The organism is Acinetobacter sp. Tr-809 (genome assembly GCF_011753255.1).
GTDB lineage: Bacteria > Pseudomonadota > Gammaproteobacteria > Pseudomonadales > Moraxellaceae > Acinetobacter.
Window position 1 is genome coordinate 774,190 of the sequence record NZ_VWVZ01000001.1, and the last position, 12,528, is coordinate 786,717.

A 12,528-nucleotide genomic window follows, 5' to 3' on the forward strand; every position below is an offset into this window, starting at 1 on the left:
GAGAACAATCATGGTGAGTTTTGGTTCACAGGTCGATTTTTCAGTCCCATATCTAAAAATACGTGGTTTAAATAAGTTTTATGATGTACAGGGCCAACGCTTACATGCTTTAAAAGACATTAATATTGATATTCCCAAAGCACAGATTGTTGGGATTATCGGGAAAAGTGGCGCTGGTAAATCATCCCTACTCCGTACCTTAAACGGCTTAGAGTCGATTGATACAGGTAGTATTCTGATTCATCAACAAAATATCGCAGAATTGAGCCATGCCGAGTTGATTAAAACTCGGCAAAAAATCGGCATGATTTTTCAGCATTTTAATTTAATGTCAGCGAAAACGGTGTGGGAAAACGTGGCTTTACCGCTACGTATCGCAGATTATGACAAGGCTGAAATTGAGCAGCGTGTCAGTGATGTACTGACGCTGGTGGGATTAGAGGCAAAGCGAAATGATTACCCTGCTCAACTTTCTGGTGGGCAGAAACAACGTGTAGGAATCGCACGTGCCTTGGTTTCTCAGCCTGAAATCCTGCTCTGTGATGAAGCAACTTCCGCACTGGATCCTGAAAGTACAGCCAATATTCTGTCGCTATTAAAACAAATCAATCAGGACCTCGGTTTAACCATTGTTTTGATCACCCATGAAATGCAGGTCATACAAGAGATTTGCGATCAGGTGATTGTAATTGATCAAGGTGAAATTGTTGAAGCTGGGCAAGTCTGGTCGGTATTTTCCAATCCGCAACAACAGATCACACAGGAATTACTCAACTTTGAACAGGTGAATCTGCCCTTTGAGTTGAGCCAAACCATTCTGCCCCAAAGTACACATCAGATTTTAAAATTGAAATATGTCAGTGAATCGAAATCGGTACCTGATTTATATGAACTATTGGATGGTTTTAATAGTCCAGTTCAGGTGTATTACAGTCAAATTGATAGCATTCAGCAGCGTACCATCGGCTCATTAATCATCGGGATTCGCAATCTCGAGTTTGATCTAAACCACTCACAATCTGAAAAACATCCTGCAATAACACAACTTGAGGTGATCGGTTATGTACAATCAACTCATTGACCTATTACTAACAGGAACCACCGATACTTTAATTATGGTCGGTGTTTCCGCAATTCTTGCCTTCCTGATTGGCCTGCCGATTGCTTTAATTTTAGTGAGTACTGCTGATTTTGGTATTTATCCCTCCAAGAAAATCAATCAATCATTAGGTTGGATCATTAACATTACTCGATCTGTACCCTTCTTGATTTTAATGGTGGCTTTGATTCCATTTACCCGTTGGATTGTCGGGACCAGTTACGGTGTTTTAGCCGCAATTGTACCCTTAACCATTGCTGCTATTCCTTTCTTTGCTCGTATCGCAGAGGTGAGCCTACGTGAAGTCGATCAAGGGTTGATTGAAGCAGCACAAGCAATGGGCTGTAACCGCAAGCAGATTCTTTGGTATGTATTGCTTCCTGAAGCTTTGCCAGGGATTGTTGCAGGTTTTACTGTGACTATTGTGACCATGATCAGTTCTTCTGCTATTGCAGGTGCGATTGGTGCAGGTGGTTTGGGCGATATTGCCTATCGTTATGGCTATCAACGTTTTGATATGCAAGTGATGTTGGCGGTGATTTTAGTCCTGATTGTTTTGGTCATGCTGGTACAAACGACAGGCGATAATATTGCCAAACAGCTCGATAAACGCAAAGTTTAAGCTTGAAATAAAAATCCGCACTCGCCATGACCTGACTTTGTCATGGCTTTCATGTAAAATCAGCAGCAATTTTTAAATAACACATTTGTGAGTGGTTTCATGGGTTTTAATTGCGGTATTGTTGGTCTGCCAAACGTAGGTAAATCTACATTGTTCAATGCATTAACAAAGGCAGCGATTGCAGCTGAAAACTTTCCATTCTGTACCATTGAACCGAATACAGGTATTGTCCCTGTTCCAGATCCACGCCTAGACAAACTTACAACGATTGTTAAACCGCAACGTGTTATTCCGACCACAATGGAATTTGTTGATATCGCAGGTTTAGTTGCGGGTGCATCAAAAGGTGAAGGCTTGGGTAACCAATTCCTTGCCAATATCCGTGAAACAGATGCGATTGCCCACGTGGTTCGTTGCTTTGAAGATGAAAACGTGATTCATGTAAATGGTAGAATTGACCCATTAGATGACATCGCAACCATCAATACTGAACTTGCACTTGCTGACCTTGATACCGTTGCAAAAGCTTTGTTACGTTTAACTAAAGCAGCAAAAGGTGGCGATAAAGAAGCTCTTGCAACTAAAGCAGTTTTAGAAAAAATTCAGCCTTTACTTGATGAAGGCAAACCAGCACGTGCGGCTGACCTTTCTGATGATGAACGTAAAGCCGTTCGCGGTTTTGGTTTAATGACACTTAAACCAACGATGTATATTGCCAACGTGGCAGAAGACGGTTTTGAAAACAACCCACATCTTGAAGCAGTAAAAAAACTTGCTGCTGAAGAGAATGCGATTGTTGTCCCACTTTGCAACCAGATCGAAGCTGAGATTTCATTATTAGAAGATGAAGATCGCGCTGAATTCTTGGAAGCAATGGGTATGGAAGAACCTGGCTTAAACGTCGTGATTCGTGCAGGTTATAGCTTACTTGGCTTACAAACTTACTTCACTGCTGGTGTACAAGAAGTTCGTGCTTGGACAGTTAAAGTCGGTGCGACTGCGCCACAAGCAGCTGGTGTGATTCACACTGACTTTGAAAAAGGCTTTATCCGTGCTGAATGTGTGGCTTATGATGATTTCATTCAATATAACGGTGAAAATGGCGCCAAAGAAGCCGGCAAATGGCGTTTAGAAGGTAAAACCTATGTTGTTCAAGACGGTGATGTATTACACTTCCGCTTTAACGTATAAATCAGTTTTTTGATTTCCAAACCGCCAGTAATGACCTTATTGGCGGTTTTTTTATTTAAGCCATTGGCTTGGGGTACAACCTGTTATTTTCTTAAATACACGAATAAAGAAACTGACATTTTCATAGCCCACCGCATAGGCGATCTGCTGTACATTCATCTCCGTGGTTAATAATAGTTTCTTGGCCTTATCTACTCTCACCTGCTGTAAATATTGATTAGGTGAAATCTGTGTCGCTAATTGAAAACGCCGTTTTAAATTCCGTTCACTAAAATTAAATTGCTTAGCCAAATCAGCAATACGATTTTCCTGAGGAAAGTTGATATCAAGCCAATCTTGCACCTGCAACACGGCTTCATCACAATGATTTCGAAAATCTGGCAGTACAGGATTCAGTTCTTGTGGAGCGTGCATTAATAAATGACTGGCACAGAGTTGTGCAAAATAATCCCCTTTCTGTTGCGCCACAATGCCAAGCAAAGCATCAAACGTTCCAAGCAATGTACCTGTCGTATAAATCTGCTCACTTTGCAAATAATTTCGATTGGCAGTAAAAGAGCTTAGAGGAAACAATCGTTTTAGTTCTCGCAGAAATGCCCAATGGGTCGCAAGCAGGACATGCTGTAATTGTTGAGTGGCCGCCAAAAAGTAAGCAGCTGTTGTGAGCGCGAGAATTGGTGTTTGTTGCTGTATTTGACTTTTAAGCCAATCGACCAGGTCATCATTTTCTTCTTGGATCTGAATAAGCAGATTCCCTTCAAAACTGGGAAGAATGACTAAATCATAAGTTGTCTCCCTTCTAACTTTGTTATCGACTTCGATGCTTGGACCACTGGCACTTAGTTTGGCTAAACCATCTAAACTAAATATCTCAACTTGATAGCTTTCGGCTTGACCTTGCCGAATTGATAGTAAATTAATGACATGAAAGAAATCTTTCAACATCATCACACTCATGGCCCAACACCCATCATAGACAATAATGGCGATTTTTTTCATTTTAATGGCACGATCAGACTATCCTTGTTCACGATTATAGCTATATCAGATCGTTAGTTTTTTATTATTCTTTGATCAATTCAGACACTTGGCCTCGCTTCAATGTCACTTTTACATATCACAGAACAAATACTTGCGATAAAGCATGCACATGTCTTTCTAAAAATATGGCAGCCACAATACACAGATAATAAAATTCCAATCCTGTTACTGCATGATTCGCTTGGCAGTGTGCAACTCTGGCGGGATTTCCCAGAACGACTCGCGGTCGCAACCCATCGAACCGTGATTGCCTATGATCGTTTGGGCTTTGGCAAATCTGATCCAATTCCCTCTAAGCTATCTCATCATTTTATTCAACAAGAAGCCCATGTGGTTACTGAACTTTTAAATCAACTTGAAATACCACAAGTGATTGCGCTTGGTCATAGCGTCGGTGGTGGTATGGCGGTCAGTTTTGCAGCACAAAAACCTTCACGATGTACAGCAGTCATCACACTTGCAGCACAAGCCTATGTTGAACAGGAAACATTGGATGGTATTGCTTCAGTCAAACAAATGTTTCAACAACCTGAACAGATGCACCGCCTAGAAAAATATCATGCTGAAAAAGCGCAATGGGTTTTAGATGCTTGGACAGAGACATGGCTTTCAGCTGAGTTTCGAGATTGGTCGTTACAATCAGATTTGCAGGCAGTCTCCGCTAAAATGCTGATCATACATGGCGAGCATGATGAATATGGCAGCGTAGAACAACCCAAACGATTGGCTGAATATGCCCACGCTGAAACGTATATTATCCCCCAGTGTGGACACTTCCCTCACCGAGAACATCCCGAATTAGTCATCGAAACGATTCAGAAATTTATTGCTCAACTTTAATCGTTTTCAAAAGCGTACTTATATCACTCGCTATAAGTGCTCTTTCATCCAAATAAAAAAGCCGACTCATCTTGATATCGGCTTTTACATCAAGCTAACAACTTAAGACACCGTCTGCGGCTTCATATCCATTTCAGCACGTTTGATTTGTGCTTCTTTTAAAATCCGTTGATGCAACGGCTTACGGAAACCCAGTAAGAAAACAAATTCAGCCAAAACAAATAAAGGCCCGATGGCTAAACCAATCAGATCATCAACAAAGGCTGGTTTTTTCTTTTCAAAATAATGACCCACGAATTGGAATACCCAACCCACCACAAAGATACCGATACTCGCACCTAGCCAACTCCACATTGCTAAAGCCGCAATTTTCACAGCCAATGGATACGCCAAGACAAATAAAATCAGCATCAAAATACCAAATAACTTATCCAATGAAATATAATAAATTGTACTTAGGACAATAAGCAGCATGGCTAAAGTAATTGAAAAGCCAGAAATTTCTACGCCAGCACGCGCTGTTAAACACAGAATAGAAAATACAATTAAAGGAATACCCACAAAATGGGTCACAACATTATTTCGATCTAAGTGATAAGCCGCATATTGACTAAGTAGACGTTCCAAATTTGTCATTTCTCATTCCTCATATAATTCGTTTATGCTGTTAATCTATAAGAAATATTGCAGCGAAGTTGTCATGTAGCTGACAAATGGATTTATTTTTCACACAGGACCCCGCCGTGCTAGATTCGATTTACATCCAACATTTACAGCAAAACTCATGGTTTAGCCACTTAGCGGAGCCTTTTCAAAATTTTATTATTGAACATGGCAAGAAGCATATCATCGAGAAAAATGCAGCTGTTTTTAGTGCGCAAGATCAATTTGATGGGGTGTATGGCGTATTGGAAGGCTCAATTAGCTTGGGTTATATCGATGTCAATGGCAATGAAGCGATTGCTGCAATTGCGGAACCGATCATGTGGTTTGGCGAAATTTCCCTCATCGATCAGCAACCCCGCTCGCATGATGCCATTGCATTGAAGAAAAGCGTGGTGCTGCAAATACCAGCACAACCACTCAATGATTTCTTGCTGCAAAATCCGTATTACTGGTACTACTTTGCCCTGCTGACCAGTCAAAAACTACGCTATGTATTTTTAGAGCAAATTGCGATTCAAACCCAAAGCATTACCCAGCGCCTGGCGCAACGCTTGCTGTTCATTTTAGAGGGTTATGGCAATCGTTCGTTTATTCAGGATTTTAGTATTCAAATTTCACAAGACCAGTTGGCCAATATGTTGACAGTATCTAGACAGACTGTAAATCAAGAGCTGAACCTGTTCGAAAAGCAAGGCGTCATTCAACTTGGTTTTAAGAAAATCGAAGTCATTGATTTAGATCGGCTTAGAAAATTGGCAACAGTCGGTCACCTAAAAGCGTAAGTATACTATCTTGTATTTCAAATGGATAAGCACAGCATTTTTTGCAATATGCTTTGAAGCTTAAACATAAATTAAAAGATAAACTCTCACTATAAAATACTACTGATGCCCTAAAATATTTCACAAAATCAGTCTGCTTTCCTGTCTTCAACACGCATACATTAAAGCTAAGCACTATCGCTTACCCGATGCAGATGACAATCATGAGAAAAATTGCAACGATTTTAACAGCAGGCCTATTTACAGTACTCAGCGCTAGCGCATTTGCCTGCCCGAAAGGAACTCAAATCCAAGGTGGTACAGGACCAAATCACAAAGGTGGCAAATGTGTTGCAACAAGTGTGGTAAAAACCAAGAAAGAAGCAACCAAAACAACAGATACTGCAAAGCATGACATGACGAAAATGAAAGATACTGCCAAACACGATGCAATGAAAGCAACAACAGATACGAAAAAAGCGGCTAATACCACAGCAACCAAAGCTAAACAGGAAGCAGCAAAAACGGTCAAAACCTCATAAGCGTTTGATGACTTTAACCATAAAAAAGCGAGATAAAACATCTCGCTTTTTTATTGAAATAACATTCTGGCATCCAAAGCGACCAGTCCAAGCTAGGATAAGTTGCAAATGAGATGATTTCAATGTGACGCTTTGGTCAATTGCATTTTTTTGACAATATTATTAGCCTGACGCAATTGCTCCTTGGCAGGCAAGCGATCATCTACTAGGAAACACCATAATTTTCGATCTGAAATAGGTCTATAAACCCCTTGTATAACCGTTGCTGGCTGTCCATCAATCATAACGCCTAAACCAATCATCTGATCAAATAGACCTTGATCTTGGCTTTGCGTATTTTTGTTGACCAACTGATTAAACTTTTTCTGTGCAGAAGCTGAAATTTCAATTTCAACAACTGCCCTTCCGTCAACAAGAATCGCCTTTGCATTGACTAGTTCATTGGCAGTAAAAAAAGGAGATGGGCTCACAAATCGAAATGAACGATCATTAGAAAAATGTACAGGCTTGGTCTTCGGCATTTGCAGCTGATAGGCAAGATGGAAATCTACTTGGGCATAACTGGTGTTTATTCCCAGTAAACCAAATAGAATCCAGAAAACCGATAAGATGCGAAAATACATTTTTCACTCCTACTTTGGAGAAGTATTACCTAGCGCAGGATTATCAATTGCATCCTTACATTGTGCTTTATCACGCTCATAATCAGCCTGCTTTTGAGTCGATGCACTGGCATTATCTTTTACATCGCGTGCCCACGTATCCAAACTGGTCAATGCCTTGCGACACAATGCATATTTACCTTCAGTCACGGAATCGGTCATTTTGACATTGATACGCCAATCTGTACTGAGCTGACGCAATGGTTTTCTGACTTTTTCTTCAATCTCACCAACTTGTTTATTATAAACAATCTGATCGATGTCATTAATCAACTTCCATGCTGTATTGGCATAGGTGGTGGCATCGTTGTTAAGTTTCGGCGCAGGTTTGATTTCTACCTTTTCTTTTGGCTCATTATTTGAGTTTCCGCAAGCAGCCAATAAAAATGCACTACACAACAGGATTGCGGTTACACGAGAGTTTGGATTAGACATAGCAAATCGCCGATGAAACATTTGGACATTATGCTAGTCAATTTGGGAATAATTCTCAATGCTTGTTACTTATTTACCCAGCAGAATGCTTTTTATTCTAAGCAATTGATTTTATGCTTTTGTTCAGCATACTGTCAGACTTGTCCATCTATAAAAAATTAAAACGTCAACAAGGAAGAAATCAACAATGTCACAAATCAAGATTTATGCCCTACAAACCACCATCGAGCAATTTAGGAGTCAACTTTCTGATGCCGTACATCAAGCGCTAATTGAAAGTTTAAACTATCCTATCGAAAAGAAATTTCAGCGTTTTATTGCGCTAACGGAAGAAGACTTTATCTATCCCAATGATCGTAGCCAGCATTATCTAATTATAGAAATTTCGATGTTTGAAGGCAGAAGTACTGAAGCAAAAAAACGTTTGATTCAAAGTATTTTCACTTATATTCAGCAACAATGTGGGATTTCAACACAAGATATTGAAATTACAATTTTTGAAACACCAAAATGCAATTGGGGAATCCGTGGTCAACATGCAGATGAATTACAACTGAATTATCAGGTAGATGTGTAAGCAGCCAAATCGCAGATGAAGTGCATTTTTCTGTCTAACAAAAAGCAGGTTTTTTGTGTCAGATTAGCTTAATTCCACAAAAAGTTCTGCTATGCTTAAACGCAAATTACTCAGGATAGGATTATTCGCATGAGCGTCACTCTTGGAACTCCACTTCAATCTTCTGCATTTAAGGTTTTACTGTTAGGTTCTGGAGAGCTAGGTAAAGAAGTTGTGATTTCTTTACAACGCTTAGGTGTCGAAGTTCATGCTGCAGATCGTTATGATCATGCGCCTGCCATGCAAGTGGCTCATTATGCCTATACCCTGAATATGGCTGATCCAGCCGAATTAAAACAACTGATTGAAAAGATCAAACCCAATTTAATTGTTCCTGAAATTGAAGCCATTGCCACAGAAGTTTTGGTAGAAATTGAACAAAGCCAAACCGCAACCGTGATTCCATCTGCAAAAGCAGTTAACCTCACCATGAACCGTGAAGGAATTCGTCGTCTAGCTGCTGAAGAACTCGGTCTGCCAACTTCTGCTTATCGCTTTGCCAATACCTTAGAAAGCTTCCGTGCTGCATGTGATGACATTGGTTATCCAAACTTTGTAAAACCTGTCATGTCTTCTTCAGGTAAAGGTCAGTCTCGTGTGAAGAGTTTTGATGAAGTGGATGCCGCTTGGGATTATGCAATGCAAGGCGGCCGCGTCAATCAAGGCACCGTGATTATTGAATCGCAAATTGATTTTGATTTTGAAATTACCTTGCTTACCGTTCGTGCTAAAAATCCAGAAACAGGCGAAATCGAAACACATTTCTGTGATCCAATTGGTCACCGTCAAGATGCGGGTGATTATGTGGAAAGCTGGCAGCCACAACCAATGACACCTGCTGCACTGGAAGAAGCAAAACGCATTGCCAATAAAGTCACTGTTGCTTTAGGCGGTTGTGGTATCTTCGGTGTAGAGCTGTTTATTAAAGGCGATAAAGTTTGGTTTAGTGAAGTTTCACCTCGCCCTCATGATACAGGTCTAGTCACTTTAGCGTCACAATTCCAAAGTGAATTTGAATTACATGCCCGTGCAATTCTTGGTCTACCTGTCAATACAGCACGCCATAGTGTCGCTGCAAGTGCGGTGATTTATGCAGGTGTTGATGCTAAAAACTTAAGTTTCACTGGCTTGAATCTTGCTTTAGCAAATCCAAACACAGACTTACGTCTATTTGGCAAGCCTGAGGGCTTTAAACGTCGCCGTATGGGCGTTGCAACTGCCCGCGCTGAAACGACTGATCTTGCACGTGAATTGGCACAGCACGCCGCAGACCAAGTGAGTGTACAAACCAACGCTTAAGATGATCTTAGGTGATTATCATCACAACTTCCCCTCTTTTTAGAGGGGCTTTGATAGAAGACCCAGCTTTATGATCAAGACCTCTCCTTTGTTGAACTACGTCACCAGTATTCATGATATTCAAGCCATTAACCAATGGCGTACGGATGTAGAAAAGCAATTACAGGAGAGCTATGAAAATGGTCAACCCATTCGTGAAGTGATTGGAGCGCGCTCAGACTCTATTGATGAAGCCCTGATCTTTCTTTGGAATCATGCAGGCTTAGATCAAACAGAATTGGGCTTATTTGCAGTAGGTGGTTATGGTCGCCATGAAATGCTGCCCTATTCAGATACTGATATCATGATTTTGTCTGAGGATGAAATTAGTGAAGAACAAGAAAAACTAATCTCGACCTTTATTTCATCTTTATGGGATGTCGGTAATTTCAAACCGGGTATCAGCGTTCGCACCATTCAAAACTGTGTTGAACAAGCCATTAATGATTTAACTGTTGCGACCACGTTGATTGAAGCTCGCCTCATTACAGGCAATCAGCAACTGGCAAAATGGCCACGCCGTATCGTTGCGCAAACATGGACAGATCAAACCTTCTATGATGCCAAAATGGCTGAACAAGCTAAACGCTATGCACAACACAACAATACCGAGAGTAATTTAGAACCTGATATTAAAAATGCCCCAGGTGGTATTCGCGATATCAACCAGATTGGCTGGATTGCCAAGCGTCACTTCCGTGTCAATCGTATTTATGATTTGGTGCATTTGGGTTTTATCACTGAATTTGAACTGGGTGTATTGGAAGAAGCCGAAAGCTTTTTATGGGAAATCCGAACCCATTTACACCGTTTAGCCAAACGTGATGAAAACCGCTTATTGTTTGAATATCAACGTGATATCGCAGCAAAATTTGGCTATGTGCGTGAAGAAGGTCAGCCTGTTAATTTTGCTGTTGAACAGTTTATGAAGCGCTACTATCGTACCGCACAGCAAGTTTCAACCCTGAATGAAATGCTACTCGCCTATTTCAATGAATCGGTGATTACCCCACGTCTACCTGATTACGAACGCCACATTATTGATATTAATGAACGTTTTAAAATTGTCGATGGGAAATTGGCTGTTCAACATCACAAAGTATTTTCAGAAGAACCGATTGCTATCTTAGAGTTATTCTACTTATTGGCAAATCGACCTGAAATTACTGGTATTCGTGCCCGTACCTTACGCCTGCTGGTGCTTGCTGCAAAACGGATTGATCAGCGTTTCCGTGATAATCCAGAACATCAAGCCTTGTTTATGTCGATCATTCGCTCACCGCATTTATATGACACCATGGTGGCGATGAAGCGTTACGGTGTATTGGGCAATTACATTCCCGCTTTTGGACAGATTACAGGCTTGATGCAATATGACCTGTTCCATATTTATACGGTCGATGCACATACCCTGTTATTACTTCGCAATTTAAGTCGCTTTAAAGAACCTGAATTTGCTAAAGAATTCCCTGTGGTTAGCTCTGTGTTCCAGCGTATTGCCCGCCATGACATTGTCTATATGGCTGCAATTTTCCATGATATTGCTAAAGGTCGTGGTGGTGATCATAGTGAACTTGGTGCATTGGATGCAATTGAATTCTGCCGCACCCATGGCTTTACCGAGCGTGAGTGCAAACTGGTTGCGTGGCTGATTAACAATCACCTATTAATGTCCCTCACTGCACAGAAAAAAGATATTTCTGACCCTGATGAAGTCAAAGACTTTGCTGAAAAAGTCGGTGATATGGAGCATCTCGATTATCTCTACACCCTGACGGTTGCCGACATTAACGCAACCAATCCGAAGCTGTGGAATACTTGGCGTGCATCTTTGATGCGTCAGCTCTACACCTATGCACGTGATGTAATACGCTCTGGCTTAGGTCGTCCAGTTGACTATCAAATGCTGATTGAAGATACCAAGTTTGCTGCCAGTGAACTCTTGGTTAATGACTTCTCTCTGGCTGAAGTTGAGAAAGTTTGGCAAGAGTTGGGTGATGAATACTTTGTGAAAGAGTCGGCCAATGAAATTGCTTGGCATACCCAAGCAATTTTACAGCACGGTGATAATCCAGAACCTTTAGTTCTATTGCGTGCGCATCGTAATGCTGCCGATGATGCAGTTCAGATCTTTATCTATACGCGTGATCAACCGAACTTGTTTGCCACCACAGTTGCGGTACTGGATCGTATGAATCTTGATGTCCAAGATGCCCGTATTATCACCGCCTCAACCTCATTCAGCTTAGATACCTACTTGGTACTGGATCGTTTTGGTACATTGTTGACTGACCCTGATCGCGAGCGCAAAGTGAAAGCAGCTTTGGTTGATGCATTGAGTCATTCGGATCAATATCCGGGTATCATGCAACGCCGTATCCCACGTCATTTACGCCATTTTGATGTGCAAAATACTGTCGATATTGTCTTAAACCCGACGTTACAGCAGCACATGGTTGAAATCTCAACCCTCGACCATCCAGGCCTGTTGGCGCGTATTGGTGGTTTGTTCATGTTGCAAGGTTTGGATATCCATTCTGCAAGAATTGCCACACTGGGTGAACGTGCGGAAGATATTTTCTTTGTCACTAAGAAAAATGGTGTCTTGCTCACCGATGAAGAAGTGAAAACTTTTGCGGAAAGCTTAAAAGCCGCATTAGATGAAGCATCGAATCAAATTTGTAATCCATCTTAACTTTATTGTTTGGTAACTGT

Annotated in this window: 13 protein-coding genes; 9 read left to right on the top strand and 4 right to left on the bottom strand. The window is 41.0% G+C overall.

Features of this window, described 5'->3' with window-relative positions; genetic code table 11:
• Window positions 1-10: 10 nt before the first annotated feature.
• From F3J02_RS03975 to ychF, 3 genes are all read left to right on the top strand, one after another.
• A complete protein-coding gene (locus F3J02_RS03975) occupies window positions 11-1,081 on the top strand; it encodes a methionine ABC transporter ATP-binding protein (protein WP_167247801.1) in 1,071 nt (356 codons plus the stop codon).
• Window positions 1,062-1,721, top strand: a complete 660-nt coding sequence (locus tag F3J02_RS03980) for a methionine ABC transporter permease (protein ID WP_008941282.1) — start codon at window positions 1,062-1,064, stop codon at window positions 1,719-1,721. The genes F3J02_RS03975 and F3J02_RS03980 overlap by 20 nt, the downstream gene beginning before the upstream one ends.
• A gap of 99 nt (window positions 1,722-1,820) precedes the next feature.
• A complete protein-coding gene (gene ychF / locus F3J02_RS03985) occupies window positions 1,821-2,912 on the top strand; it encodes a redox-regulated ATPase YchF (RefSeq protein ID WP_167247802.1) in 1,092 nt (363 codons plus the stop codon).
• 51 nt (window positions 2,913-2,963) lie between these two features.
• Here the strand turns inward: ychF and F3J02_RS03990 are convergent, their stop codons facing one another.
• On the bottom strand, window positions 2,964-3,911 hold the full coding sequence (locus F3J02_RS03990) for a GlxA family transcriptional regulator (protein ID WP_167247803.1): 948 nt from the start codon (window positions 3,909-3,911) through the stop codon (window positions 2,964-2,966).
• 102 nt (window positions 3,912-4,013) lie between these two features.
• Between F3J02_RS03990 and F3J02_RS03995 the strand changes: the two genes are divergently transcribed.
• Window positions 4,014-4,793: an alpha/beta fold hydrolase gene (locus tag F3J02_RS03995; RefSeq protein ID WP_167247804.1), complete on the top strand. Its 780-nt coding sequence runs from the start codon at window positions 4,014-4,016 to the stop codon at window positions 4,791-4,793.
• A gap of 102 nt (window positions 4,794-4,895) precedes the next feature.
• On the opposite strand, the gene F3J02_RS04000 is transcribed toward F3J02_RS03995, so the two are convergent.
• Entirely contained in the window at window positions 4,896-5,429 is a 534-nt protein-coding gene (locus tag F3J02_RS04000) for a DUF962 domain-containing protein (protein ID WP_167247805.1), read from the bottom strand.
• 107 nt (window positions 5,430-5,536) lie between these two features.
• On the opposite strand from F3J02_RS04000, the gene F3J02_RS04005 reads away from it, so the two are divergent.
• Together F3J02_RS04005 and F3J02_RS04010 are read left to right on the top strand one after the other, a co-directional pair.
• Entirely contained in the window at window positions 5,537-6,241 is a 705-nt protein-coding gene (locus F3J02_RS04005) for a Crp/Fnr family transcriptional regulator (RefSeq protein WP_167247806.1), read from the top strand.
• Window positions 6,242-6,444: 203 nt separating this feature from the next.
• A complete protein-coding gene (locus F3J02_RS04010) occupies window positions 6,445-6,762 on the top strand; it encodes a hypothetical protein (RefSeq protein WP_101235898.1) in 318 nt (105 codons plus the stop codon).
• Between the two features lie 119 nt (window positions 6,763-6,881).
• Here F3J02_RS04010 and F3J02_RS04015 read toward each other — a convergent pair whose 3' ends face one another.
• Together F3J02_RS04015 and F3J02_RS04020 are read right to left on the bottom strand one after the other, a co-directional pair.
• Complete coding sequence (locus tag F3J02_RS04015; protein ID WP_167247807.1) at window positions 6,882-7,385, bottom strand: hypothetical protein; 504 nt, start codon at window positions 7,383-7,385, stop codon at window positions 6,882-6,884.
• A gap of 9 nt (window positions 7,386-7,394) precedes the next feature.
• Window positions 7,395-7,859: a hypothetical protein gene (locus F3J02_RS04020; protein ID WP_167247808.1), complete on the bottom strand. Its 465-nt coding sequence runs from the start codon at window positions 7,857-7,859 to the stop codon at window positions 7,395-7,397.
• A 187-nt stretch (window positions 7,860-8,046) separates the two neighbouring features.
• On the opposite strand from F3J02_RS04020, the gene F3J02_RS04025 reads away from it, so the two are divergent.
• From F3J02_RS04025 to glnD, 3 genes are all read left to right on the top strand, one after another.
• Window positions 8,047-8,436, top strand: coding sequence for a tautomerase family protein (locus tag F3J02_RS04025; RefSeq protein WP_167247809.1), 390 nt, complete (start codon window positions 8,047-8,049; stop codon window positions 8,434-8,436).
• A gap of 120 nt (window positions 8,437-8,556) precedes the next feature.
• Window positions 8,557-9,774 (top strand): formate-dependent phosphoribosylglycinamide formyltransferase, encoded by a 1,218-nt coding sequence (gene purT, locus F3J02_RS04030; protein WP_323127244.1) that lies wholly within the window; start codon window positions 8,557-8,559, stop codon window positions 9,772-9,774.
• 70 nt (window positions 9,775-9,844) lie between these two features.
• Window positions 9,845-12,508 (top strand): [protein-PII] uridylyltransferase, encoded by a 2,664-nt coding sequence (gene glnD, locus F3J02_RS04035; protein WP_167247811.1) that lies wholly within the window; start codon window positions 9,845-9,847, stop codon window positions 12,506-12,508.
• Window positions 12,509-12,528: the final 20 nt, after the last annotated feature.